This is a genomic window from Microbacterium tumbae, assembly GCF_054780175.1.
The window spans coordinates 911,586-938,529 of sequence record NZ_BAAGWV010000001.1 but is presented as its reverse complement, the minus strand read 5'-3'; the positions used below and the strand labels follow the sequence as shown (position 1 = coordinate 938,529).

Annotated in this window: 24 protein-coding genes, 2 tRNA genes and 1 pseudogene; 12 read left to right on the top strand and 15 right to left on the bottom strand. The window is 69.0% G+C overall.

What is annotated here, in order from left to right:
• Nucleotides 1-43: 43 nt before the first annotated feature.
• Genes ACYVGQ_RS04320 through ACYVGQ_RS04310 form a run of 3 tightly spaced genes read left to right on the top strand, consistent with a single transcriptional unit; the run spans nucleotide 44 to nucleotide 2,870 of the window.
• Complete coding sequence (locus ACYVGQ_RS04320; RefSeq protein WP_460783298.1) at nucleotides 44-1,309, top strand: sensor histidine kinase; 1,266 nt, start codon at nucleotides 44-46, stop codon at nucleotides 1,307-1,309.
• A complete protein-coding gene (locus ACYVGQ_RS04315) occupies nucleotides 1,297-1,980 on the top strand; it encodes a LuxR C-terminal-related transcriptional regulator (protein ID WP_460783297.1) in 684 nt (227 codons plus the stop codon). The genes ACYVGQ_RS04320 and ACYVGQ_RS04315 overlap by 13 nt, the downstream gene beginning before the upstream one ends.
• Nucleotides 1,977-2,870, top strand: a complete 894-nt coding sequence (locus ACYVGQ_RS04310; protein WP_460783296.1) for a DUF4097 family beta strand repeat-containing protein — start codon at nucleotides 1,977-1,979, stop codon at nucleotides 2,868-2,870. Before ACYVGQ_RS04315 ends, ACYVGQ_RS04310 begins: the two co-directional genes overlap by 4 nt.
• Before the next feature lie 28 nt (nucleotides 2,871-2,898).
• Here the strand turns inward: ACYVGQ_RS04310 and ACYVGQ_RS04305 are convergent, their stop codons facing one another.
• From ACYVGQ_RS04305 to ACYVGQ_RS04295, 3 genes are all read right to left on the bottom strand, one after another.
• The gene (locus tag ACYVGQ_RS04305; RefSeq protein ID WP_460783295.1) at nucleotides 2,899-3,948 is read right to left on the bottom strand and encodes a class I mannose-6-phosphate isomerase; all 1,050 of its coding nucleotides are present in this window, start codon (nucleotides 3,946-3,948) and stop codon (nucleotides 2,899-2,901) included.
• Nucleotides 3,941-6,031 carry a hypothetical protein gene (locus ACYVGQ_RS04300; RefSeq protein WP_460783294.1) on the bottom strand — a complete coding sequence of 697 codons (2,091 nt, stop codon included), beginning with the start codon at nucleotides 6,029-6,031 and terminating at the stop codon, nucleotides 3,941-3,943. Before ACYVGQ_RS04300 ends, ACYVGQ_RS04305 begins: the two co-directional genes overlap by 8 nt.
• Nucleotides 6,032-6,105: 74 nt before the next feature.
• Nucleotides 6,106-7,122: a LacI family DNA-binding transcriptional regulator gene (locus tag ACYVGQ_RS04295; protein ID WP_460783293.1), complete on the bottom strand. Its 1,017-nt coding sequence runs from the start codon at nucleotides 7,120-7,122 to the stop codon at nucleotides 6,106-6,108.
• A gap of 316 nt (nucleotides 7,123-7,438) precedes the next feature.
• Here ACYVGQ_RS04295 and ACYVGQ_RS04290 point away from each other — a divergent pair, with 316 nt between their 5' ends.
• The 8 genes from ACYVGQ_RS04290 (at nucleotide 7,439) to ACYVGQ_RS04255 (ending at nucleotide 13,784) form a co-directional block, all read left to right on the top strand.
• Nucleotides 7,439-8,467 carry an NAD(P)-dependent alcohol dehydrogenase gene (locus ACYVGQ_RS04290; RefSeq protein ID WP_460783292.1) on the top strand — a complete coding sequence of 343 codons (1,029 nt, stop codon included), beginning with the start codon at nucleotides 7,439-7,441 and terminating at the stop codon, nucleotides 8,465-8,467.
• A gap of 95 nt (nucleotides 8,468-8,562) precedes the next feature.
• On the top strand, nucleotides 8,563-9,885 hold the full coding sequence (locus ACYVGQ_RS04285; RefSeq protein WP_460783291.1) for an ABC transporter substrate-binding protein: 1,323 nt from the start codon (nucleotides 8,563-8,565) through the stop codon (nucleotides 9,883-9,885).
• Nucleotides 9,886-9,895: 10 nt separating this feature from the next.
• A complete protein-coding gene (locus tag ACYVGQ_RS04280) occupies nucleotides 9,896-10,795 on the top strand; it encodes a carbohydrate ABC transporter permease (RefSeq protein ID WP_460783290.1) in 900 nt (299 codons plus the stop codon).
• Entirely contained in the window at nucleotides 10,795-11,688 is an 894-nt protein-coding gene (locus ACYVGQ_RS04275; protein WP_460783289.1) for a carbohydrate ABC transporter permease, read from the top strand. The genes ACYVGQ_RS04280 and ACYVGQ_RS04275 overlap by 1 nt, the downstream gene beginning before the upstream one ends.
• Entirely contained in the window at nucleotides 11,685-13,127 is a 1,443-nt protein-coding gene (gene xylB, locus ACYVGQ_RS04270) for a xylulokinase (RefSeq protein ID WP_460783288.1), read from the top strand. The genes ACYVGQ_RS04275 and xylB overlap by 4 nt, the downstream gene beginning before the upstream one ends.
• A gap of 50 nt (nucleotides 13,128-13,177) precedes the next feature.
• Nucleotides 13,178-13,251, top strand: a tRNA-Ile gene (locus ACYVGQ_RS04265).
• 27 nt (nucleotides 13,252-13,278) lie between these two features.
• A tRNA-Ala gene (locus ACYVGQ_RS04260) sits at nucleotides 13,279-13,351 on the top strand.
• Nucleotides 13,352-13,400: 49 nt separating this feature from the next.
• Nucleotides 13,401-13,784, top strand: coding sequence for a hypothetical protein (locus ACYVGQ_RS04255; RefSeq protein ID WP_460783287.1), 384 nt, complete (start codon nucleotides 13,401-13,403; stop codon nucleotides 13,782-13,784).
• Nucleotides 13,785-13,967: 183 nt separating this feature from the next.
• On the opposite strand, the pseudogene ACYVGQ_RS04250 reads toward ACYVGQ_RS04255, so the two are convergent.
• The 7 genes and pseudogenes from ACYVGQ_RS04250 to ACYVGQ_RS04220 form a co-directional block, all read right to left on the bottom strand.
• Nucleotides 13,968-14,990: pseudogene (locus ACYVGQ_RS04250) on the bottom strand (recombinase family protein); the annotation flags it as partial.
• A gap of 154 nt (nucleotides 14,991-15,144) precedes the next feature.
• Nucleotides 15,145-15,378: a hypothetical protein gene (locus tag ACYVGQ_RS04245; protein WP_460783286.1), complete on the bottom strand. Its 234-nt coding sequence runs from the start codon at nucleotides 15,376-15,378 to the stop codon at nucleotides 15,145-15,147.
• The gene (locus ACYVGQ_RS04240; RefSeq protein WP_460783285.1) at nucleotides 15,375-16,034 is read right to left on the bottom strand and encodes a hypothetical protein; all 660 of its coding nucleotides are present in this window, start codon (nucleotides 16,032-16,034) and stop codon (nucleotides 15,375-15,377) included. Before ACYVGQ_RS04240 ends, ACYVGQ_RS04245 begins: the two co-directional genes overlap by 4 nt.
• 155 nt (nucleotides 16,035-16,189) lie before the next feature.
• Nucleotides 16,190-16,705 (bottom strand): single-stranded DNA-binding protein, encoded by a 516-nt coding sequence (locus ACYVGQ_RS04235; protein ID WP_460783284.1) that lies wholly within the window; start codon nucleotides 16,703-16,705, stop codon nucleotides 16,190-16,192.
• 107 nt (nucleotides 16,706-16,812) lie between these two features.
• Nucleotides 16,813-18,564, bottom strand: a complete 1,752-nt coding sequence (locus ACYVGQ_RS04230; RefSeq protein WP_460783283.1) for a type IV secretory system conjugative DNA transfer family protein — start codon at nucleotides 18,562-18,564, stop codon at nucleotides 16,813-16,815.
• Nucleotides 18,565-18,630: 66 nt separating this feature from the next.
• On the bottom strand, nucleotides 18,631-19,191 hold the full coding sequence (locus tag ACYVGQ_RS04225; RefSeq protein ID WP_460783282.1) for a hypothetical protein: 561 nt from the start codon (nucleotides 19,189-19,191) through the stop codon (nucleotides 18,631-18,633).
• Nucleotides 19,188-20,675, bottom strand: coding sequence for an ATP-binding protein (locus tag ACYVGQ_RS04220; RefSeq protein WP_460783281.1), 1,488 nt, complete (start codon nucleotides 20,673-20,675; stop codon nucleotides 19,188-19,190). Before ACYVGQ_RS04220 ends, ACYVGQ_RS04225 begins: the two co-directional genes overlap by 4 nt.
• A gap of 294 nt (nucleotides 20,676-20,969) precedes the next feature.
• Here ACYVGQ_RS04220 and ACYVGQ_RS04215 point away from each other — a divergent pair, with 294 nt between their 5' ends.
• A complete protein-coding gene (locus ACYVGQ_RS04215; RefSeq protein ID WP_460783280.1) occupies nucleotides 20,970-21,350 on the top strand; it encodes a hypothetical protein in 381 nt (126 codons plus the stop codon).
• An 89-nt stretch (nucleotides 21,351-21,439) separates the two neighbouring features.
• On the opposite strand, the gene ACYVGQ_RS04210 is transcribed toward ACYVGQ_RS04215, so the two are convergent.
• From ACYVGQ_RS04210 to ACYVGQ_RS04190, 5 genes are all read right to left on the bottom strand, one after another.
• Nucleotides 21,440-22,900: an SCO6880 family protein gene (locus tag ACYVGQ_RS04210; RefSeq protein ID WP_460783279.1), complete on the bottom strand. Its 1,461-nt coding sequence runs from the start codon at nucleotides 22,898-22,900 to the stop codon at nucleotides 21,440-21,442.
• Between the two features lie 4 nt (nucleotides 22,901-22,904).
• On the bottom strand, nucleotides 22,905-24,467 hold the full coding sequence (locus ACYVGQ_RS04205) for a conjugal transfer protein TrbL (RefSeq protein ID WP_460783278.1): 1,563 nt from the start codon (nucleotides 24,465-24,467) through the stop codon (nucleotides 22,905-22,907).
• Nucleotides 24,468-24,496: 29 nt separating this feature from the next.
• On the bottom strand, nucleotides 24,497-24,772 hold the full coding sequence (locus tag ACYVGQ_RS04200) for a DUF6112 family protein (protein ID WP_460783919.1): 276 nt from the start codon (nucleotides 24,770-24,772) through the stop codon (nucleotides 24,497-24,499).
• Between the two features lie 216 nt (nucleotides 24,773-24,988).
• A complete protein-coding gene (locus ACYVGQ_RS04195; RefSeq protein ID WP_460783277.1) occupies nucleotides 24,989-25,294 on the bottom strand; it encodes a DUF6112 family protein in 306 nt (101 codons plus the stop codon).
• The gene (locus ACYVGQ_RS04190) at nucleotides 25,291-26,940 is read right to left on the bottom strand and encodes a M23 family metallopeptidase (RefSeq protein ID WP_460783276.1); all 1,650 of its coding nucleotides are present in this window, start codon (nucleotides 26,938-26,940) and stop codon (nucleotides 25,291-25,293) included. The genes ACYVGQ_RS04195 and ACYVGQ_RS04190 overlap by 4 nt, the downstream gene beginning before the upstream one ends.
• Between the last annotated feature and the right edge of the window lie 4 nt (nucleotides 26,941-26,944).

Below are 26,944 nucleotides of genomic sequence, written 5' to 3'. Positions count from 1 at the left end.
TGACACGGTGTCCTGCGGATGGCCGCCGCCGTAGCGTGGGGGCATGACGAATCAGACTGCCTCTGCCGGAGCAGGGGGCACGCAGCGCCCGCCCGTGCGGCTGTTCCTCACGATCCTTCAGCTCGCCGCGCTCGGCGTCCTCGGCGGCGGGGTCGTCGGCGTCCTGAGCGGACTCTTCGGCGCCGGCCTCGGACTGCTGTTCGTCTTCGGTCTCGGCCTCGTCTTCCTCGTCGGCCTCGTGTACGCGATGTACGGAGTCGGCTGGTTCGAGCAGCAGCGCATCAGCGGGCTCTACCGTCTCGACCTGGCCCCGCTGCGGTGGCGGGCGCGCGCACGTCCCGGCTTCGGCGGATGGCTCCGATCGGTCGGACGCCAGGCGATCGACGGAGCGATGTGGCGGGCGCTGGTGAACTTCGCGATCGCGTGCATCTTCGGCGCCGTCGTCATCCGGCTCTTCTGGGCGGTGATCTGGTCGGCGGTCATCTCCTTCGCACCGCTGTCCCCGGTGGAGACCGTCCTCGGCCCGTTCGGCGAAGGCGTGGATGCGATGTGGGGACCGGTCATCGGCCTGCTCGGCATCCTGGCCTCCGCGGGATCCATCGTCGGGCTCGCGCTCCTGCACCGGGTCATCGCCAAGGCGCTGATCGTGCCCAGCCGCGAGGCCGAGCTCACCGAGCAGGTGCGCACCACGAGCGCCCAGCGGGAGGGAGCGGTGCGGGCCGCGGACGTCGAGCGCACCCGCATCGAGCGCGACCTCCACGACGGTGTGCAGCCCCGGCTCGTCTCCGTCGGGATGACGCTGGGCCTCGCGCAGCAGAAGATCGACGACGATCCGGCCGCCGCGAAAGCGCTCATCTCCGAGGCGCACACGTCCACGAAGGCGGCGATCACGGAGCTGCGCCAGCTCGCCCGCGGCATCCACGCCTCGGTTCTGGATGACAGGGGGCTCGACGCCGCGCTGTCCGCGCTCGCCGGCCGCTCGCATATCCCCGTGCATCTCGACGTCCGCATGGATGGACGATGCAGCAGAGACGCCGAGGCCGCCGTGTACTTCGCGATCGCAGAGTCTCTGACCAACGCCGCCAAGCACTCCCGTGCGAGCGACTGCCGCGTGATCGTGCGTCGACGCGAGAACGGGGTGCTGTGGGCGAGGGTCGAGGACAACGGCATGGGCGGCGCCCAGGTGCAGCCCGGCGGCGGACTCGATGGGATCTCGAACCGCGTGCTCGCCGCAGGCGGCACGTTCCGTCTCGACAGCCCGCAGGGCGGTCCGACGAGCCTGGAGGTGAGCGTGCCATGCGCATCCTGATCTGCGAGGACTCGGTCCTGCTCCGCGAGGGTCTGGTCCGGCTTCTGGACGATGCCGGTCACGAGGTGGTCGCTGCGCTTGCGGACACCGACGGGCTGGACACCGCGATCGCCGAGGAGAGGCCGGAGCTCTGCATCCTGGACGTGCGGCTGCCTCCGACCTTCACGGACGAGGGGATCAGGGCGGCGCTTCGGATCAGAGCCGCCCACCCGCAGCTGCCGATCCTCGTGCTGTCGCAGTACGTGGAAGAGCGCTACGCCAGCGATCTGATCGCGGCGCAGGGCGGCCCGCTCGGGTACCTGCTGAAGGATCGGGTCGCGGATGTCTCGGAGTTCGTCGAGTCGGTGCAGCGCATCGCGGGCGGTGCGACCGTGCTCGACCCCGAGGTGGTCGCGCAGCTGCTGACGCGGCGCAACAAGGACGACCGGATGCTCCGCCTCACGGAGCGGGAGCGCACCGTCCTCTCGCTCATCGCCGAGGGCAAGTCGAACCAGGCGATCGCCGGACTGCTCTTCCTCTCCGAGGCGAGCGTCGAGAAGCACATCACCTCGATCTTCCAGAAGCTCGGACTCGAGCCGGACGAGTCGGGGAACCGGCGGGTGCTCGCCGCGCTCGCCCACATCGAGAACACCGGCGGTCCCGCCGCCGAACAGACAGGAGTCACGCGATGAGCACCGAGAACACCGGAGGACACGACGTCCCGCTGGGCCCGCCGCCCGCTGCGCCTTCGCCGCCCGTCGTCGCTTCCGCTGACCCGACGGGACCCGTCCGCGGTGCCGGGGCGGGGCGCCCCATCGGGATCGTCCTCGCCGCGATCGGCGGGGTGGCCCTGGCGGTCTCGGGAACGACAGCCGCGTTCGCCGCCGCCGGTCAGCTGTCGCAGAACGATTCGCGGACGAGCCTCGGCGTCGACGGTATCCGCGGCCTGGTCCTCGACGTCGACGCGAGCGACGTCACGGTAGAGTTCGCCGACGTCGTCCAGGCGGAGCTGGCGGTGCAGGGCGGACGGAGCGGTTCGTGGAGTCTCGAGCGCGAGGGCGAGGAGCTCGTCGTGAACAGCCCGAACCGCGGCTTCGGCTGGTGGTTCGGCGGCTGGTTCGGCGACGAGGAGCGCGTCGTGCTGACGCTTCCGCAGAGCCTTCAGGGCATCGACGCCGACATCGACCTGAACGCGGGAAGCCTGGACGTGACGGGCACGTTCGGCGAGGTGGACGTCATCGTCGGGGCGGGCGCGCTCTCCCTGGAGGGATCGGCGGAATCCGTGGACGCGGAGATCAACGCCGGACGGGCGGATCTGGACCTGTTCGCCGTGCGCGAGGCGGATCTCACGATCTCGGCGGGCCGGCTGACCGCGGAGTTCGCCAACTCCGCGCCCGACCTGGTGACGTTCGAGGTCAGTGCGGGCTCGCTGGAGCTGACGCTCCCCGATGAGGTCTACGACGTGCGGCAGGAGGTCAGCGCGGGCTCGCTCGACAACGGGCTGCAGACCTCCAGCGACTCCCGACACGTCATCGAGGCGACCGTGTCGGCGGGTTCCGCGACCCTGCGGGCCGGAGACTGAGCGTCTTCGGCCCGCAGGGGGGAGCCCCTCACGCCGGCGGAAGGGCGCGGAGCGCCTCGAAGCTCCCGGAGAGCGAGACGGGACCGGCGCCGTGCGGCACCAGGACGGTGTCGCCTCGGCGCACTTCCTGGCGTCCCCCCGCCCACTCGAGGGCGCCCTCTCCACGGAGGACGACGAGGAGGGAGAAGGCGGCCTCGAGCTCCCGGCGATCGCCCGCCACGATCCGCTCCGCACGGAAGAAGGGATCGGCCTGCTCGGGGAACAGCCATTCGCGACCGGAGTCGTCCAGACGCGGGGCGGTCATGAGCGATGCGATCTCCTCGGCCGACCACGCGTGGCGGTCCAGCGCGTCGATCGCCTCGTCGAGGTTCAGGCCCATGAGGGCGGAGGTCGCATCCAGACCCCGATATCCCCGGTACTCGAGTAGGATCGAGAGGTCGGCGGGCTGCTGCAGCTCGACGAGGGTGATCCCCGGTCCGATCGAATGCGGGATGCCGGCGGGGACGAGCAGCGTGCTGCCCGCCTGCAGGGGCACCCGGTGCATGGCGCCGAGCATGTCGGGCACGTCCTGGCCGTCGAACCATCGGCCGACCTCGATCGGCGAGACCGGCCGGGAGAAGCCGACGGCCGCATAGCCGTCGACGCCGTCCTCGACGTCGACGATCGCCCACGCCTCGGTCTTGCCGCGCGGCTCGTGCAGCACCGTCGACGCGAACCGGTCGTCCGGGTGGAAGTGCACGAACAGTCGTTCGGCAGTGTCGAGCAGCTTCACGAGCAGGAGTGTGTTCGCACCGTGCCGGCGGGTGTGATCCTCGCCGAGGAACCCGATCGGATCGGCGGCGATGGCATCCCGCAGCAGCCGTCCGTCCGGCAGCCGGGTGAGACCGTGTCCTCCGCCGTGCACCTCGGTGATCGAGCCGACGAAGTCCTCGGGCGCGTACTCGCCGGGCTGCGATGTCCCGCGGAACCGGGCGATGCCCGCGCCGCCGCGGTACGGCCGCTCGAGCGGCTGGTTCGCGTCGAGAAGAAGAGGAGCGTCGGGGGCGACGACCGCATGGTCCATGGAGGCCTCAGCCAAGATGCACCACCGCGTACAGATCGATCCGATCGACGACGACGTGGGCCACGCCGTCCTCGTACCGCACGGGGACGGTCACGGTGCTCTCGCCGGGGCGATAGACCGTGGCGATGCTCACGTGCTGCTCGACATGGATGCCGAGGGCGAATCCCTCGCGGGGTACCACGGCATCGGCATCCTCGTCGTACGCGAAGTTCACGACGTGAACCGAGATGCTGCCGTCCTCCAGCCGATGCACGCTGGTCGCCATGCTCGCATCGAAGTCGCCCTCGACGTCTCGGGGGACGTAGGCGGGTATCGACGCGACGCCGTCGGTACGCCGGGTCCGCTCGTGCGTCAGGAGCTCGTCCGCGACGCCCTCCGGAAGCTCGGTGCCGTATGCGCCGTTGACGACGACCGTTCCGCCGCCGGCGAGATACTCCACGAGGGCGTCGTGCTGACGTCGGCTGACGTTCCAGGCGTCCGGCACGACCACGGTCGAGTACGAGGCGAAGCTGGCCGCGGAGATGTCGTCCGTACGGAGGCCGTCGTCGGGCAGGATGATGGTGTCGAAGGTGCGTCCGGACCTGCTGAGGCCCTCGATGGTCTCCCAGTAGGAGGCGGGCCGGGCGTCCTGCGCGACGACGGGCTCGAACCAGCGGCCGTCGTCGCTGAACATGTCGGAGTCCATCATGTCGCGCATCACGCTGGCGATCGAATAGACGACCGCGGTGCTGTGCGCCGATCTCTGGGAGGTGACGTCGTCGATGGACACGAGGAACTGGCCGGTCTCCACCGCCAGCTCCTTGGGGACCCAGTAGGAGTCCTTCACCTCGGTGCCGAGCCAGGATCCGTAGGGCAGGGACATGTTGGCGCCCATCGCGCTGGCCTCGAAGATCGACAGCCGGAAGAGGTCGTACCCGCGGCCGCGGCGGATGCGCCCGAGGAGCTCCTCGGTGATGCCGCCGTACGGGTTCTCGACCGCGACGAGCGGACGGCCCTTCGCCATACCGACGCCGTGACGGAAGTACCAGGGCTGCTGGTACTTTGTCTCGCGCATCTCGGTCACCAGGACGTCGACGTGCTCGACCATCGCCTCGTAGAAGGGGGCGCAGTCGTAGAAATTGCCCGCGACGCGGACCTCCTTGCCCTGGGAGGCGGCGTACTCCTTCACATACGATGCGATCTCCTCGAACGTCTCGGTGATCGACGTCTGCAGGAAGCGGCAGTACTCGGGGTAGAGCGGCAGCCGCTGGGGCGCCGTCCCCGCGCGGAAGCCCTGGTCCAGAAGCCATGTCCGGTAGTCGAAGGAGGCGAGGTCGATGCCCGTCAGCTCGGCCGGAACCGCGGGAAGCCCCTGCAGGAAGCTCCGGAATCCCTTCATGCAGTCCTTGCAGAAGCATCCGCCGTAGCGGAGCGAGAGCAAGGGGACGTCGGTCTCGTCGAGCTGAACGCCCGGCGCGCCCGCGTCGATCTGGATCCGCACGATCGCCTTGAGATACTCCCGCCAGACCGGATTGTTGCGGTCGGCCAGATAGCAGGACTGGCCCTTGCCGTCCACCTCGACCCAGTGGGCGTGCAGCGGGCGGCCCTCGAGATCGCGGGAGACGACCTCTTCCCAGAGATCGGTGACCTGCTCGCCGTCGCTGTTGACCAGGCCGTCGGGGAAGTAGTGCCGGAACGGCTTCCAGTCCGCGGGGCCGGTGTCGGTGGAGAACTCCCGCAGGCCGATGGTGGTGGGGGACGCGGCGCCGCGGAGCTGGTTCTGCGCGAGCACCTCGCCGTCGGCGACCTCCGCGGGGAACTCCCATGCCTGGGCCTCGAAGACGATCCCGAACAGATCGATGCCCCGCTGCTTCGTGTAGGCGATGAACTCGGATTCGTTGACGTAGCCGTGCTGGCGGAAGCGCTGCGGGATGCGGCCGAAGGCCTCGTCCTCGAGATAGGGGAGGCTGATGACCCCTCCGCCGAGGCCGGCCCACACCAGGATGGTTCCCCCCATCTCGACGATGTCGTCCGCCATCGTCAGGCGTCGCGGAGGCAGGCTGGGGTGGTAGCAGTGCTCGTTCGGGTACCACCCGTCGAAGTAGACGCCGCGTTCCATTGATTCACTCTTTCTCCCACCGCGGTGGGGTCTGCGGAGGGCAGCGTCGGATGCTGCCGCGGAGGGCCGGGGGCCTATACGTTCCTCGCCGCAGCGCTGCGGCGGATCATGATCTCGACCGGGAGAGTCTGGGACCGGGTGTCCTCATCCATGGCGAGCACGAGGCGCAGGGCGGACTGCCCCATGCTCCACGTCGGCTGCGCCGCGGTGGTCACCGGCGGATCCACCAGTCGAGCCCAGGGCGCGTCGTCGAACATCACCACGGAGATGTCGCCGGGGATCGCGAGCCCGTGATCGCGGATTGCATTGAGCGCCGCCTCGCCGAGGATGTTGTTGGCGGCGAACAGGGCGGTCGGCGGGCGCCGCGACTCGAGCAGGCGTATGGCGCTGGCATAGGCGGTGTCCCGGGTGAAGCGGGTCCGGACGATCAGATCCTCGTCGATCGTCGCCCCCGCGTCGGCGTGCGCGATGCGGAACCCCTTCTCCCGCATGCCTCCCGTGGTCAGATGCACCGGCCCGCCCAGGTATCCGATGCGTTCGTGACCGAGAGCGAGAAGGTACTCGGTCAGGCGCCGTGCACCGGTGAGGTTGTCCACCAGGATGGAGGGGAATCCGAGCTGCTCGATCTCCCGGTCCGCGAACAGCACGTTGATCCCGAGCCGGCGCGCATCCCGCCAGGCGTCGATGTTCTCCCCGGTCGGGAAGGCGATGATCCCGCCGACGCGCTGCTCGACCAGCAGATCGATGTACTCGCGTTCGGTGGCGGGATCCTCGCCGCTCGCGCAGAGGATCACATGCCAGCCGAGCTCCTTCGCGCCGGCGAGCACGCCCTGCGCGAACTCGCCGTAGAAGTTGTTGGAGATGTCCGTGACGATCAGGCCGATGTTGTTCGTCGATCGGCGTTTGAGGTCGCGTCCGAGAGCACTCGGGCGATAGCCGAGTCGCTTCGCAGCCTCCTCGACGAGCGCACGGGTCCTGGGGGAGACGGATCCGACGTTCGAGAACACCCGGGAGACGGTTCCGATGCCGACGCCGGCGGTGGCGGCGACATCCTTCATGGTGACGTGCGGAACAGGGTTCCGATCGCTCATCTGCATTCTCCTGCCCGTGAGGCCATCGCCGGTCGACGGCTATGTCGATACTCGCGGATGCCGGACTCGGCCGATGTCCGACGGGCGGAGGCGGCGCATCGTCGAGCGATCACGGCGGCTCCTTCAGAGAATCAATTTGGATACGTTTCCAAACAAAAGATAGACGGGACGTCTGGAGGCTGTCAAACGATCCAGTGAAACAAAGAGCTGGAGTTGACAAACGACCGATTCGTACGCAAAGTTGGAACCGTTACCACTTTTCACGCGAGTATTCTCGCCCTGAAGGACACCGCGAGGACGCGGCAGGAAGGTTCCCATGAACGCGATGGCCGATCCGATGATGCGGGCCAGTGTGCTGCATGCCGCAGGCGACGTGCGCACGGAGAGAGTCGCCGTGCCCACCCTGCAGGACGACCAGGTTCTCGTCCGGGTGGAGGCGGTCGGAGTCTGCGGCTCCGATGTCCACTACTTCCACGAGGGGAGGATCGGATCCTTCGTCGTGGAGGAGCCGATGATCCTGGGGCATGAGTCCGCCGGCACCGTCGTGGCGGTGGGCGCGGCGGTGCCCGCCTCCCGGGTCGGCGAGCGCGTCTCGATCGAGCCGCAGCGGGCGTGCCGACGCTGCGATCAGTGCAAGAGCGGCCGGTACAACCTCTGTCCGGACATGGAGTTCTATGCGACTCCTCCGATCGATGGGGCCTTCGCCGAGTACGCCGCGATCCAGGCGGACTACGCGCATCCGATCCCGGACTCCATGTCCATCGAAGCTGCAGCGCTCTGCGAACCGCTCAGCGTGGGGATCTGGGCCGTCCGCAAGGCTGGCATCGGGCCGGGCGGGTCCGTCCTGATCGCCGGCGCCGGCCCCATCGGAATCGTCATCGCGCAGGTGGCGCGGGCATTCGGGGCCACCAGGATCATCGTCAGTGATCCCGTGGCGGAGCGCCGGGAGACCGTCATGCGCTTCGGCGCCACCGAGGCGATCGACCCGATCTCGACCGACATCGCCGCACGGAGCCTCGAGGTCGACGCGTTCATCGACGCCTCCGGCGCGGAGGCGGCGATCCGGGCCGGCATCCACGCCGTCCGACCCGCCGGCCGCGTCGTGCTCGTCGGGATGGGCGCGGACGACGTGTCCCTCCCCGTCGCGCGCATTCAGGGACGAGAGCTCGAGGTGACGGGCGTGTTCCGCTATGCGAACACGTGGCCGACCGCGATCACCCTCATCTCCTCCGGGCTGGTCGACGTGGATGCGCTCGTGACCGGTCGCTTCGGACTCGACGAGGTCGAGGCCGCCCTCGAGGCGGCGCGTCTGCCCGCGACCCTCAAGGCCGTCGTCATCCCCTGACCTTCGCACTCCGGCGCGCCTCTCGCGACGACCGGTCATCGTCCGGCATCCGGACATCCATCCAGCATTCACCTCATCGACACCAAGGAGCAGCAATGAAGATCACCGCAAAGTCGCCGTCGATCGCGCGCGGGGGAGGGATGCGACGAGCGGCAGCGCTCGTGCTGACCGCCACGGTCGCGCTCGGCCTCGCCGCGTGCAGCGGCGCCGGCGAGCAGGGCTCGGGCGTCACCGCCTGGGGCACCACGGCGGACCAGCCCAACATCGAGCCCTCGATCGCGAGCTGGAACGAGGCGAACCCCGATCAGACGATCTCCGCCGAGTACTTCGGCACGAACGACTTCAAGGACAAGATCCGCACCGCGATCAACTCCCCGCAGGCGCCCACCCTCATCTACAACTGGGGCGGCGGAACGCTGAAGTCCTACGTCGAGGCCGGACTCCTCCGCGATCTGTCCGACGACCTGGCGGACGAGACGGAGTTCATGGACAAGATCGTGCCGTCGATCGCGGAGACGGGCGAGATCGACGGGAAGACGTACGCGATCCCGAACAGCTCGACCGCGCCCGTCGTCCTCTACGTCAACAAGGACGTGCTCGAGCAGGCCGGCATCGCCGAAGCGCCCGCCACCTGGGATGAGCTTCTCGACGACGTCAGCACGCTGCGGGACGCGGGCATCGCGCCGATCTCCCTCGGCGGCGGCAGCAAGTGGCCCTATCTGATGTGGATCGAGTACCTCGTCGACCGCATCGGCGGGCCCGAGGTCTTCCAGGCGATCCTCGACGACGAGCCCGAGGCGTGGTCCGATCCTGCCGTGATCGAGGCGACCACGATGATCCAGGAGCTCATCGACGCCGGCGGCTTCGCCGACGGGTTCGCGTCGGTGTCCGCCGACACCAACGCCGACCTGGCGCTGATGGTCACCGGACGCGCGGCGTTCCTCCTCCAGGGGACGTGGGCATACTCCGGCATCGAGTCGATCGATCCGGCGTTCGTGTCGGACGGGAAGCTCGAGGTCGCTCCGTTCCCGACCGTCGAAGGCGGGAAGGGCGACCCGAAGAACATCGCCGGCAACCCCTCGGTCTACTGGTCGATCTCGGCCAAGGCCTCCGACGAGCAGGCCGAGGCCGCTCTGGACTACATCACGACCGAGGTCTGGAACGACTCCTACGTGGACACCATGATCGCGCAGGGGCAGATCCCGCCGGTCCAGGGCGTCGCGGACAAGCTGGAGGGCGACTTCTCGCAGCAGGTGGAGCAGATGATCACGGATGCTCCCGCGTTCCAGCAGTCCTGGGACCTCGCGCTCTCGCCGGCGGCCTCCACGGAGTTCTGGACGCAGCTCGACCTGCTGTTCAACGGCTCGGTCACGCCGCAGGAGTTCGCGGACAACATGAACAAGACGATCGGGAAGTGACGAGAGCACGATGACGAAACGGAACGGTGGGACCGTCCACGATCGATCGGCTCCCAGCAGCTGGTTCATCGCACCCGCACTCGTGATGTTCCTCGCCTTCGCGATCATCCCTCTGGTCGTCGCGTTCGGCCTGAGCTTCACGAGCTGGGACGGTCTCGCCGCTCCTGTCTTCATCGGGGTCTCCAACTGGGTCGAAAGCCTCGGCGACCCGCTGACCTACCAGGCGCTGTGGCTGACGTTCCAGGTGATCGTCCTGTCGTGGCTGATCCAGACGCCGATGAGCCTCCTGATCGGAGTGTTCATCGCCGGACGCCAGCGCCATCGTGCGGTCCTCGCCGCGCTGTCCTTCCTGCCGCTCATCCTGTCGTCTGCGGCGATCGGCATCGCGTTCAAGGCGCTGCTCGACCCGAACTACGGCATCGGGAACTCGTTCGGGCTGGACTTCCTGTCGCAGGACTGGCTCGGCAATCCCGCGCTGGCGCTGTACGTGGTCATCTTCGTGATCGCCTGGCAGTTCATCCCCTTCCACGCGCTGCTCTACCAGGCGGGGGCGCGGCAGATCCCGTCCTCGCTGTACGAGGCGTCCCAGTTGGACGGCGCCGGTCGCATTCGGCAGTTCTTCAGCGTCACGGTCCCGCAGCTCAAGAACACGATCATCACCTCCTCGACGCTGATGATCGTCGGCTCCCTGACGTACTTCGACATCGTGTACGTGCTCACCCAGGGCGGCCCTGGATACGCGACGCGCATCCTCCCCATCGACATGTATCTCACCGGGTTCTCGGCCGGGGACTTCGGGAACGCGAGCGTGCTGGCGGTGATCCTCGTCGTCATCGGCCTGGCGATCGCCCTCGCCCTCACTCGATTCAGCGGGTTCAACCGCATGACCAGCGAACAGGAGGGTGCGTGATGACCGCGCCGACGATCGAGACGACGGCCCCGGCCCCCGCCGGCATCGGGAGGAGCGGATCCGTGCGGCGCACCGGCAGGCCGCGCCCGAACGTCCTTGGCAGCGCAGCCGCCTGGATCTGGCTGGTCGTCATCCTGGTGCCCGTCTACTACGTGGTCATCACCAGCATCACCGATCAGGGCTCCTACTACACCCGGAACCCCCTGCTGCCCCCCGCGGATCCGACCCTGGACAGCTACGGCCTGGTGCTCGGCAGCGGCTTCGGGCGGTACTTCGCGAACAGCCTGATCGTCACGGTGGTCACCGTGGCCGTGACCGTGATGGTCTGCCTCCTCGCGGCCTATGCGATCGTCCGATCGCGGCGCTGGATCGTGCGCAGTACATACTCGCTGTTCCTCCTCGGCCTGGCCATCCCGCTGCAGGCCACGGTCGTGCCCCTGTTCTTCGTGCTGGGCCGCGTGGGGCTCTACGACACCCTGGCCGCGATCATCCTGCCCTCGATCGCCTTCGCGATCCCCATCACGGTGCTGATCCTCGTCAACTTCATCCGCGACGTCCCCGGGGAGCTCTTCGAGGCGATGCGGGTGGACGGCGCCGGGCAGTGGGCCACCTTCTGGCGCCTCGTCGTGCCGCTGTCACGCTCGTCGATCGCGACGGTGGCCATCTACGACGCGCTCCAGGTGTGGAACGGCTTCCTCCTCCCCCTCGTGCTGACGCAGAGCGACGACAAGCGCGTGCTGCCGTTGGCGCTGTGGAACTTCCAGGGCCAGTTCAGCATCAACGTGCCCGCCACGCTCGCAGCGGTGGTGCTGTCCGCGCTGCCGATCCTCGTGCTCTATCTGCTCGCCCGTCGTCAGCTGGTCGCGGGTCTCACGGCAGGGGCCGGCAAGTGAGCGCCCGTCTCGTCGCGGGGATCGACTCCTCGACGCAGTCCTGCAAGGTCGTCATCCACGACGCGGACACCGGACGCCTTGTCCGATCGGGGCGGAGCAGCCACCCGGACGGCACGGAGGTCGATCCGGAGGCGTGGTGGGCGGCGCTGGGATCCGCGATCGCGGATGCCGGCGGACTCGGCGGGGTCGAGGCGGTCTCGATCGCCGCGCAGCAGCACGGTCTGATCGTGCTGGATGAGGAAGGACGCGTGATCCGGCCCGCCCTTCTCTGGAACGACACCCGGAGCGCTCAGGCGGCGGCGGACCTGGTCGACGAGCTCGGCGCCGAGGTCTGGGCGCGTCGTACCGGCATCGTCCCGGTGGCCTCGTTCACGGCGACGAAGCTGCGCTGGCTCGCGCGGCACGAACCGGGGAGCGCGGCGCGCACGGCGGCGGTCGCGCTGCCTCACGACTGGCTCACCTGGCGGCTGCGCGGCTATGGCCCTGCGGGGGAGAGCGTGCAGGGTCCCGATCTGGAGGCGCTCACGACGGATGCCTCGGATGCCTCGGGCACCGGTTACTGGGACCCGCAGAGCGGGCAGTACGACGCCGAGCTGTTCGCGCTGGCGTTCGGGCGGCCGCTGCGCGAGGCGGGTGGGTCCGGCCGACCCGATTCCGCCGTGATCGTGCCCCGCGTCCTCGGCGCGGGAGAGCGTGTGGGCAGCATCCTGCAGGAGGTACCGCTTCCCGACGACGCGCTCGTCCCGAGCGGCCTCCTTGTCGGCGTCGGAGCGGGGGACAACGCCGCGGCGGCGCTGGGTCTGGGGCTGGGCACGGGGGATGTCGCGATCTCTCTGGGCACGAGCGGGACCGTTTTCGGCGTGAGTGCCGTGTCCCGTCCCGATCCGTCCGGAACGGTCGCGGGATTCGCGGATGCGGCTGGAGGGCGTCTGCCGATCGTCACGACGCTGAACGCCGCTCGCATCCTCGACATCGTCGCGGAACTGCTCTCGGTGACGCACGAGGAGCTGGGCGAGCTCGCGCTGCGTGCGCCCGCCGGAGCCGACGGACTGCTCCTCGTCCCGTACTTCATCGGCGAGCGCACCCCGAATCTGCCCGATGCCACGGCATCGCTGCACGGGATGACCCCGCAGACCACCACGCGGACGCATCTCGCGCGCGCGGCGATCGAGGGGATGCTGCGCTCCCTGGTCGACGGCCTCGCCGCGGTCCAGGAGAGCGGCCTCGAGACCGAGCGCCTGCTCCTGATCGGCGGCGCGGCGCGCAACGACGCCGTGGCGCGCATCGCCGCGCGGATGTTCGCGCGCGACATCGAGATCCCCAGCCCGGGGGAGTACGTCGCCGCCGGCGCGGCGCGGCAGGCGGCCTGGGCGCTCACCGGGCACCGGCCCTCGTGGAGGGTGGAATCCCGGATGGCGACCGCGGTCGCCGAGGGTTAGCCTCGATTCGCTTTTCGCCCGTCGGATCGGGTAAAGTCTTGGAGGTTGACGGGGCTATAGCTCAGGCGGTTAGAGCGCTTCACTGATAATGAAGAGGTCCCAGGTTCAAGTCCTGGTAGCCCCACTCCCACTCCAACTGAACACCCTTCCCGGGGCCTTAGCTCAGTTGGTAGAGCGCCTGCTTTGCAAGCAGGATGTCAGGAGTTCGAATCTCCTAGGCTCCACCCAACGCTTCATGTTCAAACACCCGTCCGCCAGAAGGTGGGCGGGTGTTTGAACATCGGGCTGGTCGCTGTCGCGCTGTTGGAGCCGGGCGTTTCGTTGGTTTTCCTCGTCGAGGAGCACGGCGAAGGGTCCAGCCTTCTCGGTTCGGACGTCGTCGGTGTTCGTGATGTAGATGCGAGCGAAGAGTGCCTGGTTGAACAGGCGCCGGACAGTGTCGGGTGCCTGCTGGTAGACCGTGTGGCAGTCGGTGAGCAGGTCGAGGCAGTCGCCGAGCTCGGCTTGGGCGGCGGCGTAGTTCGCGTTCGCGGCATCGAGCCTGTCGGTGATGTAGTCGAGCTGTCCGGTGATGCGCTCTTGCTCGGTCTTGAGCTGATCGAGGGGCACCGCCCCGGCGTAGTGAGCCTGCATGAGCTTGTCGCGCTGATTGCGTAGGTCTCGCTGTTGCCGGGTCAGGTCTTCGGCCTCGTACTTGGCTTGCGCGTTGATGACCGCGAACTCCTCGCTGATCGTCGCCTGGAGCGCGCCGAGCGTGGCGGGGTCGAGCTGGACACGCGCATAGTGGTCGATGACGAGCTGTTCGATCCGGTCGACGTGCATGGCCTTGCGTCGGCAGTCGGTGAGTTTCGAGTGACGGCCGGCGCAGATGAAGTAGGGGTAAACGACGCCGCGCTTGTTCTTGGCGTGGGTGAGCAGCAGCCGCGAGTCGCAGTTGTCGCAGTAGAGCGACCCCTTGAGGTAGTGGTCGTGCGCTTGGGTCTTGTCGCCGGCGAGGTTGTTCGCGCGGAGCACGGACTGGACCTGGTCCCACACGTCGGCGGGGACGAGGGGTTCGTGGGCCGCGTCGTATTCGAGTCCGTCGTAGACGATGACGCCCTTGTAGTAGGGGTTCTGCAGCGTGCGGTGCAGCGTCGAGACGTGGATCGGCTTGGCGGGTCGCTTCGGGGTCGGCGACGACGTGAGTCCGCGCACGGTCAGCTCGTCAAGGAGCGTGTTCAGCGTCCACTCGCCGGTGGCGTAGGACTCGAACGCGAGCTTGATCAGCGGCGCGCGTTCGGGGTCGAACTCGACGGTGCGCAGCTCGTGGCCGGATTCGGTCAGCACGCGGATGTTGCGGTAGCCGATGGGTGCTCTGCCGATCGTGCCGCCGGTGGTCGCCTTGGTGCGCAGTCCCTTGGTGACTTCGGTGGCGAGGTTCGCGGAGTAGAACTCCGCGATCGCGGCCATGATCCCGTGGTTGAGCGTCCCGGCCGGGGTGTCGTCGATGTGCTCGGCGGCGGAGACGAGGGTGACGCCGTGAGCGACGAGCTCGGCGTGGATGAGCGCGTCGTCCAACCGGTTCCGGGCGAGCCGGTCGACCTTGGGCACGATGCAGTAGGTGATGTTGTGCTCGGCGACGAAGGCGAGCAGTTCCTGCAACGCCTTGCGGTTCTTCAGCGACTTGCCGGACTCGCCGGGTTCGATGAACTCCGCGACGACGACCGCGCCTAGTGCCTCACCTTTCCGGTTGACGGCCTTGCGCTGGTCGGGCAGCGAGTAGCCCTCTTCGCGGCCGCCGCGGTGGGCTTGCTCCTTGGTGGAGACGCGCAGATAGGTGACCGCGCACAGGAACTCGTTCGGCCCGAGCAGAGCGCTGGGCATCAGGAGATTCATCATCAGTTTCGTCCTCGTGGTCGCCGCGTGCCGCGCGGTTTCCTGGTGAGAACGAGAGATCCCGGCCGGTATCGGCCGGGGCGATGCCCGAGGGCATGAACTGATGAGTCGGCGACACACGTTCGGGTGGTGTGTTCGGGGTCTATTCTACCGGGTCGGTGCCGCGCCGTCTCGGAGTCGGGGTGTGTCGGGAGGGGTAGGACGCCATCTGCGTGTTCGCCGTGTCGCGGTCCTCGTAGCGGCGTGCGATGACGACGCCGATGAACGCCTTCGCGAGTGCGCGGACCTCGGGCGGTTTGATGTCGACGGTCCGTACACCGAGGCTCCCGCCTCCGTTCTGGCGGGGCGCGGCGGAGCGGTTGTCTTGACCGCTCACAGGTCGGTGACCTCGCCACGCAGGAACGCGGCCTCGGCGTCAGCGCGGCGGGCGGTGTCGTCCAGGACGTGCTGGACGAAGTCCGCGTCTCGGTCGGTGATCGGCGTCTCGCTCGTCTCCGATGCGGCCTCCTCGCCGGGCCACGTCGTCTGTCGGGTCGGACGGTCCCGGTCCAGTCGGGTGCCGGAGATCGTGACCCACTCACGGAGACGCTGCTGGGCGTTGTGGAAGTCGGTCATGAACGCGAGCGGACCGGCCGCGTCCTGCTGGGGGTCGTACGCGCCGAGCCACCGCAGGTGCAGCGCGGACAGCTCCCACACCAGCTCAGGGTGGCGATGCCAGTACGGCGGGATGATCGCGGCGGGCAGCCCGAACTCGGTGCGCAGCCAGTTGACCCACTCGTTGAGGGCGAGCCATTCGTGCTCGGCGTCCTCGGCGGTCAGGGTGCGCCAGTTCACCGGGCGCGGCGGCTCGGGATACCCGCCGTCGGCGTATCCGTCGCCCTCTTCGTCGGTGTCGAGGTCGGTGTCCGGCTCGACGGTCACGTCCTCGGGCTCGTCTGCGTCGGGTGCGTCGTGGAGGATCTCCTCCTCGGGCCGCGCGATCGTCTCGTCGCCCGATTCCTCACCGGGAGTGCTGATGCTGTCGTTCGCCATGATCGGATTCCTCGTGATGCGTGTCGCCGGAGGCGACGAGAGAACAGGGATGAGGGGTGCTGACGGTGGCCGGTTCGTCTGGCCCGCGGAGTCGGGGCGGGCGAAACGGGCCGGCTGGTGTCCCGGCCACCGTCAGCGGTCAGTGGCTCGCCGGGTTACCGGGCGAGCGCTTCGGAGCCGGGCGCCTCCTGCGCGACCGGCTCGGCCGGGCCGAGCCGCGCCTGCCGGTCAGCACCGTCACGTTGAGGACCGTCACGCTCAGCGCTGTCACGGTCGACGCTCTCGCGCTGGGTGGCGTCGCGTTCACTGGCCGGCGGGCGACGTTCGACGGTGTAGGTGGTGGTGTTCGGGTCGTGCGAGATGCGCGTCGCGACGAACTGCTCGTCGGTGCGCTCCTGCCCGTCCACCTCGCGGGTGTAGTCACGGACCTGTCCCTGCGCCACGAACTCGTCACCCTTGCTGAACCGCTCGTAGGACAGCTCTGCCGCGGTGCCGAACTGGATCAGGTCGTGGTACGTGTTCGCGAGTCGCTTGAACTTTCCGTCGCCGAGGCGCTCGAAGTGCTTCACTCCGACCCGCGCGTAGAAGCGCGGAGTCCTGTCCTCGCCGTAGGTCAGGCGCGGATCGTCGGAGATGAAGCCGTTCATCGCCGCAGATGTCTTGATAGCCACGGGCTACCTCCTTCAACTGTCGTTGAGGCGCCACCTGTGGCTGCCTCCACGACACAGGTGCGAGCCCCGCACCCCCACTCGCGCACGGCACCCACCGGCCGGGGAGATCAGGGGCGCAGTTGTGCCTCGACGGCGCGACGCCCTTCGGTGAGCGCTTTCGCGTCGGGCCGTTTCGTCCACGGGCGCAGGTCGGTGATGATCGGGCGCGCGGTGCGCAGCAGGACGACGCCGACCCCGAACGGCATGGTGCGCAGCACATCCGGGGGCAGGATCGGCACTCTGCGGATGGAGCGCTGCGCAGACCGGGAGCCTTGGTCGCCGTAGGTGATCGAGTCGGTCGCTTCGTCGCGGTCTCCGATGAGTGTGGAGAGGTCTTGCAGGTCACGGGAGTTCGACGCCCCACCGAGCACGATCTTCACGATCGAGGAGTCCCAGATCGCCGCCGCCGCGTTCTCGCCCCACTTCTCCCGAGCCTGCGCCAGTGACTGGAGCACCGGCAGCGTGGTGATCCCGGTGCCGCCGCCCTCGGCCATGAGCGTCGGCAGGCTCGGCAGGGGCGCGAGGTTGCCGATCTCGTCCAGGGCGAGCAACAGGGGCGGGTCGAGTCTCGCGCCGGGTGAGCGGGCGGCGATCTTGCGGGCGACCTCGATGAGGTCTTCGATGAACGCGGCCACCAGCGAAGCGGACGCGCCGGCCCCCGCGCCGGTGGCGAGCAGGTACAGGGTGCCGTGCTGGGTCAGGAACGTCTCGGGGTCGAACTCCTCACCCGGCCGCGGTGACACGGCGTCGAGGACACGCGGGTCCGCCAGTGCGGAGAACGACAAGGACACGCCCTGCCAGATCGAGTCGCGGGTGCGCGGGTCGGATTGCAGCATCGACTCCAGCGACTCGGCCCACCCTTCGGCCGCGTTCGGGTTCGACTGGAGGATGCGCACCGCGTCGCCGGCGGCGGTCGGGTTCAACGCCCACTGATACACCTGCGCCGCGTCCCGGTGGTCGAGCGCAGCGGCGTGCAGCAGCCCTTGGATCGCCGAGGTGGTCTTGCCCTGCCAGAAGTCCCCGCCGGACACGGACCCGAAGTTCGTGGAGCTGGACAGGCCGGCGGCGCGGATCATCGCCGTCAGCGGGTCCTCGCACCCGCGCACCGGTGACCACCGCAGCCCGGCCGGGAGGCCAGGGGCGATGCGTTGCGGGTCGAACACCGCCACCGGCCCTCGTTCCTGGCGTGCTCGCAGCGTGACGGTGAGGTTGTCCGGGCGGGTCGAGGTCGTCACGACCGCGCCGGGTGCGTCCACGATCGCGTTGATGACGATGTTCAGCCCCTTCCCGGATCGGGGCGGACCGATCAGCAGGATGGAGTCCTCGACGGTCGCCCACACCTCCCGGCCGCGCGACCGGCCCAGCAGGTAGCCGACATCGGATGCCTGCGGGCTCGCCAGCGACGGGCGGAACGTCCCGGCCCGCTTCACCAGCGCCCGCGCCGACGCGACAGCGGCGATGTCCGGCCCGGTGGCGGTTCCCGCGAGACGACGCGGGTCCGAACTCGAGCGATGTGCGGCGACCGTCCGCCACACCCACAGACCGATCGCGGTCAGCCCACCCAGCAGGACTGCGACGACAACCCAGTAGGCGACCGGGTTCAGCCCCGCCGCGCCGAGCACGCGCCCCGGGTCGCCGGGGCTCCCCAGGACCGCGATGCCAGCGGTCAGCGGCCCGGTCGGCTGCGCGTGTCCGGTGAGGAACGCGGCGATCGTCCCCGCCAGACGGAGCACGCCGCCCAGGGCGGTGACGGCGATGAGCAGGCCGATGCCGAGGTTGAGGAAGACGTCGTTGGGTGATCGGGTCGCTGGCGTCGACATGGCGCGGGGCTCCTGTCCTTCGAGGGTTGGGTCTCGAAGGACAGGTGCGCGGGCACGCCCGCCGGCTCAGGTCAGACGGTCGATCAGTGTCGTGGTGCCCGAGATCCGACCGAACAGCACGACCTCACCGGAAGATCCGAGCTCGTCGAGCTCGACCAGGTGCCGGACATGACCGGTGCCGGTGGCCGAGCCGGACCGGATCACCACGGCGACGGCGACGTCCTCACCGGGCACGTACCCCTCGCCGGTGACCTCGACCAGGCGCGGACCCTGTGTCTCTGACGGGGCTGCGTGTGCCGGGGCGGGATCTGGCTCGCTCGTCTCGTCCTGATCGGCGGCGGCCGGTGGGGTGAGGATGTCGGTGTAGGCGGTGCCGTCGGCCTCGATGAGGTCCACGCGCAACGCCGTGCGGCGCTTGCGGATGATCTCGTCCAGCAGCTTCCCGAACGCGTGCCGGCCGATCGGCGCCTTCGTCAGTTCAGAGCCGTCGATCTCGACGCTGAGCCGCCCGTCCTCACCGACGGTCGCGACGACATGGGGCAGCACCACGGGCACCACTAGTGGCGCCGCCGCCTCCGGCGTATCCTTGCCGGTAGAGCGCTTGTAGCGCGGTCGCGGGAGGCTCATTTCTGCCCCCCGATCATCCGGCCCGTCGTGTCGAACGCGGCCAGCTCGTCTGGGTGCAGCTGATGCTGCACGACGAAGCTGCGGTCCTTTATTCGCCACAGCCCTTGGCCTGTCCCCAGACCGGGAAGCAGCTTCTGCTCGGTGCCGGTCAACCCCAGCGTGGCCCCGGTGGTGCCGAGCTGGTCAGACTCTTGTCGGTAGATGATCCGGGTCTCCGCGTTCGCCAGCAGCGACCCGGCCAGAGCGCGCATGGCGGTGCCGGAGTCCCCGACGTTGTCGAGGTCGGTGAGCTTGTGGAAGATCAGCATGTTCGCGATCCCGAAGTGACGTGCCAGTCTCCACTGCGCATCCATCCGTCGCAGCAGGGCCGGGTGGGACATGAGCCGCCACGCCTCGTCGTAGATCACCCACCGTTGCCCGCCGGCCGGGTCCAGCAGTGCCGATTCCATCCACGCGCTGGAGCACGTCATCAACACGCTGATGAGTGTGGAGTTCTCCGCGACCCGCGACAGGTCCAACGAGATCATCGGCAGCGACGGGTCGAACCGGACCGTGCTCGGTCCGTCGAAGAGCCCTTGCAGGTCACCGGCGACCAAGCGGCGCAGGGCGTGGCCGACGAGCCGACCGTCCTCGGCGAGACGCTCATCGGCACCGGCGTCGGGGGCGAGGATGCGATCGACGACCATCGGCAGGATCGGCACGTCTGAGGAACGGACGGTCGCGGTCAGGGCGAGGTCGATCGCGGTGTGCTCCAACGGGGAGAGCACCCGATCCAGCACCGTCTCCGCGAGCGCACCGATCAAGTCCCGGCGCCGCGAGGTGACCGAAGACGCCCACTCCGCGTCCGACAGGCCGGAGGGGCGGTGTCCCTCGTCGAGAGGGTTGAGCCTGTTCGACAGCCCGTGGCCCAGCACGATGGCCCTGCCGCCGACGGCTTCGGCGACGGCGGTGTGCTCACCTTTCGGATCACCTGGCACATACACGCGCCGTCCGAACGGAATCGACCTCGTATACAGCGACTTCGCCAGCGACGACTTGCCCGCCCCCACGATCCCGGCGAGGACGATGTTCGGTGCGGTGATGATGCCCCGCTGATATAGCACCCAGGGGTCGTAGACGAACGACCCGCCTGAGTAGAGATCCTGGCCGACGAACACGCCGGCGGACCCCAGGCCGCCTTCGGCGAGGAACGGATACGCGCCCGCCAACGTGGCGGAGGTGTCCTGATGCGCGGGCACCCGGAAGCGCCGGTATGACCGCAGCGCCGCCGGACCGGGCTCGCCGCCTCGCGGCAGGTAGATCGTGGCGCGGCGCTCGGCGCGTTCCGCGTCGTAGCGGGCCTGTGCTTCGGCCTTCCGCGCGGCGGCGTCCTCGGCGTGGATGCGTGCGGCCGCTTTCCGGCGTGCCTGGCGCTGCCGTCGTTTGTCCGCCTCCGGCCCGATCAGCACCGTCGAGTAGAGCTTCTTCTGGCTGTGCGCACCCATGTAGTCGTCTCCCGTCGCCGTGGCATCGGCGCCAACGCGATGCCCTCGTTGGGGAAGGTGCGGGTGTGGTGACCCTGGTGCAGCGCAGAGCCGGGCACCGCGGCCACCCAGACCGATCTATTGGGTGCTACGTGGGGCCATTGCTAGACGTGAGTGAGCGGAGGTCATCGACTAGACCCGAGTTGAGATAGATCGCCCCAACGCCTGCTCGTGCATGCTCTGCCGGCTTCGCGACAGACTGGGACCATCATGATCACGACTGCTGAGATCGCCGCCCGGATGGACGGGACGAGGTTGCCCCTGCTGCGCGTTGATGAGTTCTTCGTCGACAACGACGTCGAGGACTCCTTCGCGCCGAACCGGTGGGGCGACGGTCGCCCGCGACTCTCCGAGATCGCCGAGCGCCTTCGTGCCCTGTCGATGTTCTCCGACGTCTTGTGGGTTCGCGTCGAACTGCACGACGACACCGAAGTGGAAAGACCTGACGGCCGTGTCTACGGCGAGTCCGTCGTGATCTGCGCTACCGCTTCCGCCGCCGAGCTGGAGGCTCGCCTCGACACCGCGTGGCTGCACAGCGACGGGATCGTGGAGTCCGGGCCGGATTCGCTCGACGACGTGTGCGACGTTCCCGAAGTGAGGGGACACCATCGCATCGTGTTTCTCGTGTGGGATTAGGACGCGCCCTATCACGGCCGACGACGGCAGACATCGTCCGCGACTCCATCTCTTTGCCTGGAGGCGCGGGCGACGCCGTCGCGTTCTGCTCAGACGGTCCGTGCCAGCGGGAGCGCGGCGGCGGTGAACGCCTGTGCTTGCTGTCCGACGAGCCTTCTGGTCTCACACGAGGCTTGGATCGCGGCCTGTTCGAGGTCGGAGACCGCCGCCTCCAGCTCGTCCACGCTCGGGGCGCTGATCGCGATGAGCCCGGTGTAACGGAGGATGCCGTGCCCGCTGGTCAGATCCGCCTCCTGCTGGAGGACGTCTTGGTATTCGGCGGACTGCTGGGCGTCCTCGATCTGCCCGATCTTCGCCCGCTGGGCGGCGTCGGAGATGTACTCGGTCTTCTTCTTGCGGATGTCCCGGGCGGCCTGGTCGGAGCGGATCGGGGTGCAGATCAACGAGAACGCCCGCCGCACCCCGGACGCGAGAAGGATCGGGGCCAGGAACCCCGGGTACACCATCGAACGGGGCCATCCGCTGATCCACAGCACCGCGTGGTGCGCGGAGTCCGAGCGCAGTTCGTTCCAGGTCTCCTCGACCGCGACGGGACCGGCGGTGGCGAGATCCTGGCCGACGTCCCCGGCACGCTCCAGGGTGGCGGCGATCGCCGGATCGTAGGCGGAGCGGAGCACGATCGCGAGCTGGCCGGGCGTGTACCAGTCGGAGGCTTTCAGGTCCGTGGACCGCAGCGCGGTGACCAGGGTCGTCATCTCCTGCCGCAGCACCGCGGCGGCGCCCTTGATCCCGCCGCCCGAGGTGCGGATCGCTCGACCGGCCGCCTTCATGTCCAGGGAAAGCGACAGGGTGGTGGCGTGCCGTTCCCCGGCAGGGCCGGCACGGTCGATGAGCTCGGCGTAGGTGCGAGAGGTCCACGAGTCGTCGTGCGTGCCGTGCTCGGCCCACCACTGCGCCAGCCCCGTGCCGGAGTCGGGCAGGGTGCGTTCGAGGACTTGCAGGCGGGCGATGCGCCCGGACCGGCAACAGGTCGCGAGCACCCGACCCCACGAGGACACGCGACGTTCCTGCTCGCCCGGGTCCAAGAGAACGAACGCCGGATGAGTGACCTCCAGCAGCGCCGTGAGGGTCTGCTCGTGCGGGTTGTGGACCATCACCGCACCCGTCTCGGGGTCCTCGTACTGCCGCAACGCTGCCATGTCGCCCGGCAGCGACAGCGTCCCGGCGGGACGCGGCTTCACGACCCGGCGGCGGAAGAGCGTCTGCCGGACGGTCACCCGCCACAGCCAGTGCAGCGACAGCGGCAGCCACTCGATCGCCTTCCGGCCTGCGACCGGAACCCACGTTAGTCCGAGCGCGGTGGCCCAGACCGGTGCGCTCCAGGCCAGGATCATCCCGCCCCCGGCATACAGCGACCCGACGAAAGTAAGGATCGCCACCGCGAGCGTGACCACCTGCGGCAAGGACAGCCCGAGGATCACTCCCCGCCGGGTCAGGCGGGAGAACTTCACCGCCGTCAACGGGTACGACTTCTCCGCGTGCGTGCTCACCTGTTCACTCCTTTGGCTTCGTGGGGGCGGGCGGCACCGGCGCGGCGTCCTGCCTCGCCGGTGGCTGCGGCGCGGACGCAGATCCGCCCTGCGGGCGCTGCGCAGGCGGCGCCGACTGCGCGGGAGACCCGGACTGAGCTGGTGCCGATCGCGTGGCCGGTGCCGACTGCGCCGATTGCGCCGGCGGTGCCGACTGCGCTGGCGGCGTCGACGGGGCTTGAGTCGGTGACGGGGACGGCGGTGGCGTCGGCGGCGTGTTCTGCTGTGTCTCGCCCGCGGCGCTCGCGTGCTGATCCGCCGCACCACCGATCGCGGCACCCGCCTTCGGGCCAGCCGTCGCGGCGGTGCCGGCGACCTTTGCTCCAGCGACAGCCGCGATACCCACCGGCCCAGCGGCCGCTCCCGCACCCGCCGCTCCCGCACCGGCCCCTGCGCCACTGCCAGCGGCGGCCCCAGCGCCCCCGCCGCCCGCACCAGCCCCAGCGCTCGCGGCTCCGCCGCCTCCGCTCGCGGCCGCCCCACCGCTTGCGCTCGGGGGAGTCGGGCCACCACCGCCTCCACCGCCGCCTCCGGGCTGGGAGCCGCCGCCGTCGCTCTTGGCGTCGAGAACCTTCTTGGGTGCGTCCCCACCCGGGTTCACCGGTGTCGGCAGAGGGCGGTTCATCGCGGACTTGGCTTCTTGCTCGGCCGACATCGCGTGGTACATGTCGAAGCCCACGAACGAGATGAACTTATACGTCATGTATGGCGCGAACGCCGCGACGAACATCAGCACGATGCCCGCGATCGGGTCACTGATCGAGGCCAGGTCGAAGTCGATCGGCTGGGAGACTTGCGTGATCGCGACGAGGAACACCACCACCAGGACGAGCTTGGAGAAGATCAGCGCGAGCACGAACGCGGCCCACTTCGGGAACCAGCCCTTGGTCGCATCCCAGGACGACCCGGACAGCGCGATCGGTGCGAACACGATCGCGACGAGCAACAGCGCTTTGCGGATGAGGAGGGAGAACCACACGATCGCGGCGGCACTGATAGCGAGGCCGGCTAGGAAGATCGTGATGATCGCTCCGACGCCGGGGGCGGCGATGTTGATGCCGGTCAGTCCGGCGGCCATGAGCCCGATCTTGTCGCCCATGTCTTCCATCGAGTTCCCGGTGGCTTGCACGATCCCCACGCACAGCTGGTCGACGATCTCGAGCAGGGTCGCGGTGAGCGTGATCACCAGGAAGCTGCCGAGGATGCTCTTGGCGAGCCCGAGCGCCGCCCGTGACAGGGCGGTGGGGTCGCGGCGTATGAGGCCGGAGATGAGCTGGAAGCAGAAGAAGATCAGCATCACGAAGATCGCGACGCCGAACAGGATGTTGTAGACGCCGACGTACTCCGGTGATTGGACGTCGACGAGGGTGGTGGTGTCGAAGATCGCCCAGACGCCCTCGAACATCCACGCGGCGGCTTGGCCGATCGCTTGGGCGAGCCAGTCGAATGGGGCAGCCACGAGGGAGGCCGCGCCCTCGCCGACGGCGTTGCACACGCTGGAGATGACCGGGACGTCGCAGACACCCATGAACGAACCTCCTTCCAGATTGGGTGTGGTCAGGAGACGGTCTGGCCGACGTTCCAGAAGAAGTTGATGAGGGTCACCGCGGCTCCGCAGATGATCGCCGCACCGCAGGACACCAGGACGCCGACCTTGCCCCTGCCCGCCAGGTGCGGGTTGGAGCTGTTGGCGCCGAAGCCCCACACGATCGCGGAGATGATCAACGCGAGCACGGACAGGATCAGGCCGATGGTCATGACCGCGCCGACGATGGTGCGCAGCGCGGCGATGCCGGGCAGCCCGGAGTCGTTCGGGTTGATGTTGATGTCCATCGGCAGCAGCCCTGCGAACGAGGGTGCGGCGGCGGTGAGAGTGGTGGTCAGGTCGAGGACGGCAGACACGATGCGGGCTCCTTGCGGACGGGGCGTTGCGGCCCGCACCGGTCGGCGGGCCACAACTCAGGTGCGCCTCGCGCACCCCGCATACGTGGCGGTCGGCCAGCACCCGGTGTGGGTACTGGCCGACAGAGCGACCCCAAGCCGTAGGGCCTAGAGCCGTTGGCCGAGGTCGATGAGGAAGTTCACCCACGTCAAGCCCGCGCCGGCCAGCGCGGCGGCGCCGATCGCGACCCACAACCCCGTCTTGGCGCGGGAGGCGGCATGGTGGTTCCCGTTCGCTGATCCGATGGCCCACACGACAGCGCAGATCAGCAGCATCAGTACGGCGAGGATCAGCACGATCGTCAGCAGCGCGCCGACGATCGACTTCAGATCGGCGGAGCCGCCGACGCCGCCGAAGTCGGGGAACACGCCCGTGTCCAGCGGGAGGAGGCCGATGAGGAGAGTCGAGTTCATGGCGCTGACCCGGCCTTCACGGTGATGTGGATGTGGTCGTAGTGGCCGCCGGTGACGTTGCCGGGGTCGTGCATCCCGCCGCCGTCGTAGGGACGCCACCCCTCGGCGTCACGCGCGGGCGACCAGATTTTCCCTTGCCAGATCAGGTACTCGACGCCGAGCGCGTCGGCGTTGGCCTTGAGCCAGTTCGTCAGCTCCCACCCGTAGGTCAGTTGCGGCGACGTGGGCCGGGTGCCGATCTGGTTCCCGACTGTCACGTCGCAGGCGCGCCCGAGCGGATGCTCCGAAGTCGTGCCGGGTCGCGGGGACCAGCAGGCCCACCCGGTGTCGGGGTAGGCGGCGCGGGCCTGCGCGATCATGTGCGCGGTCCTCTTTGTGACCTGGCCGCCGGTGCCGGTCGGGTCGGGCACCATGCCGTCCGGATCGTCCCCGGTGAACGGCGCCGCCGGTGCGCCGGACCCGCTCGGAGAACAGCTCGCAGGACCGCCTCCGGTTGGATCGTCGAGGTCGAGCGCGCCGTGTTCGGCAAGCCACGGTTCTGCGTCGATCGCAGGCTGGTTTGCGCCACCCGGACGGACCTCGAAGTGCAGATGCGGGCCGGTCGAGTAGCCCGACGAGCCGACGTCGCCGATGTGCTGGCCTGCGGTGACCGTGTCCCCGGCGTGGACGTGGATGCCGTCCTCCCACGAGTGCGCGTAAGCGGTCGCGAACCGTTGCCCGCCCACGGTGTGCTCGATCGTGATGAGCCCGCCGTACCCGTCGGTGATGCCAGCGAAGGCGACCACGCCGTCGGCGGCGGCGAGGATCGGCGTCCCGGCCGGGGCGCCCAGGTCGGTGCCCGTGTGCAGCTTGTACTCGCCGGTGATCGGATGCAGCCGCATCCCGTAGCCGCCAGTGCGCACCCACGTTCCCGACGGGAGCGGGAACACGACCCCGGATGTCTCCGGCACCACGGGATCACCGCTGCCAGCCCCACTGCCGGTTCCTCCGCCGGGGGCGGGCCGGGTGAGCGTGGACAGGATGGTCTCGGCGACCGGCTGATAGTTCTGATACCTGTCGGGGTAGGCGGAGACCTCCACCGATTGCGCGGCCTCGCCCTTGTCCATGCCCTGCCAGCCCGGGATGTCGAGCAGCCCACGCGGGCTGGGGAAATTCGGGCCAGACGGGCCGCCGTAGAACGCCCGCGCCTGGTAGGTGATGTCCATCAGCTCCGCGACGGTGCCCCATCCCGATTGCGGGCGCATCTGGAACAGCCCCAGGCTGTCGTGGTCGCTGCCGTTGCCGTCGTTCGGATACGAGCCCGATTCGGGGTAGGTACCCGTGTTCGCGAGCTGCCGCAACGTGGACTCGGTCAGCGCGGCCATCAGCGCGATCGTCACACCGTCCCGGCCGACACCGTCGATGCTCCCGCCGACCGTGATGATCGTGGCCGCGTGCGTCAGCTGAGTCTTGTTCAACGTAAACGTCACGCCCTGCCTCGTTGTGACCGTGAGTGAGTCCGGGATCGTCCCGACGGTGAGGCTCCCACCGGGCAGGCAGGCCGCGTTCGCTGCGGGGTTCATCAACACGGCCATCCCCAGCAGGACGACGGCGGGGCCGAAGCCGATTGCGGCAGCCACAAGCCCGACGAGGATCTTCTTGAGCACGACA

Excerpts from the sequence above, each read along its gene's own strand:
- ACYVGQ_RS04320 (WP_460783298.1), top strand. The coding sequence starts at position 44 with ATGACGAATCAGACTGCCTCTGCCGGAGCAGGGGGCACGCAGCGCCCG.
- ACYVGQ_RS04310 (WP_460783296.1), top strand. The coding sequence starts at position 1,977 with ATGAGCACCGAGAACACCGGAGGACACGACGTCCCGCTGGGCCCGCCG.
- ACYVGQ_RS04200 (WP_460783919.1), bottom strand. The coding sequence starts at position 24,772 with ATGGACATCAACATCAACCCGAACGACTCCGGGCTGCCCGGCATCGCC.
- ACYVGQ_RS04275 (WP_460783289.1), top strand. The coding sequence starts at position 10,795 with ATGACCGCGCCGACGATCGAGACGACGGCCCCGGCCCCCGCCGGCATC.
- ACYVGQ_RS04230 (WP_460783283.1), bottom strand. The coding sequence starts at position 18,564 with ATGTCGACGCCAGCGACCCGATCACCCAACGACGTCTTCCTCAACCTC.
- ACYVGQ_RS04280 (WP_460783290.1), top strand. The coding sequence starts at position 9,896 with ATGACGAAACGGAACGGTGGGACCGTCCACGATCGATCGGCTCCCAGC.
- ACYVGQ_RS04240 (WP_460783285.1), bottom strand. The coding sequence starts at position 16,034 with ATGGCGAACGACAGCATCAGCACTCCCGGTGAGGAATCGGGCGACGAG.
- ACYVGQ_RS04300 (WP_460783294.1), bottom strand. The coding sequence starts at position 6,031 with ATGGAACGCGGCGTCTACTTCGACGGGTGGTACCCGAACGAGCACTGC.
- ACYVGQ_RS04195 (WP_460783277.1), bottom strand. The coding sequence starts at position 25,294 with ATGAACTCGACTCTCCTCATCGGCCTCCTCCCGCTGGACACGGGCGTG.
- ACYVGQ_RS04315 (WP_460783297.1), top strand. The coding sequence starts at position 1,297 with ATGCGCATCCTGATCTGCGAGGACTCGGTCCTGCTCCGCGAGGGTCTG.
- ACYVGQ_RS04220 (WP_460783281.1), bottom strand. The coding sequence starts at position 20,675 with ATGGGTGCGCACAGCCAGAAGAAGCTCTACTCGACGGTGCTGATCGGG.
- ACYVGQ_RS04205 (WP_460783278.1), bottom strand. The coding sequence starts at position 24,467 with ATGGGTGTCTGCGACGTCCCGGTCATCTCCAGCGTGTGCAACGCCGTC.
- ACYVGQ_RS04285 (WP_460783291.1), top strand. The coding sequence starts at position 8,563 with ATGAAGATCACCGCAAAGTCGCCGTCGATCGCGCGCGGGGGAGGGATG.
- ACYVGQ_RS04225 (WP_460783282.1), bottom strand. The coding sequence starts at position 19,191 with ATGAGCCTCCCGCGACCGCGCTACAAGCGCTCTACCGGCAAGGATACG.
- ACYVGQ_RS04290 (WP_460783292.1), top strand. The coding sequence starts at position 7,439 with ATGAACGCGATGGCCGATCCGATGATGCGGGCCAGTGTGCTGCATGCC.
- ACYVGQ_RS04295 (WP_460783293.1), bottom strand. The coding sequence starts at position 7,122 with ATGAGCGATCGGAACCCTGTTCCGCACGTCACCATGAAGGATGTCGCC.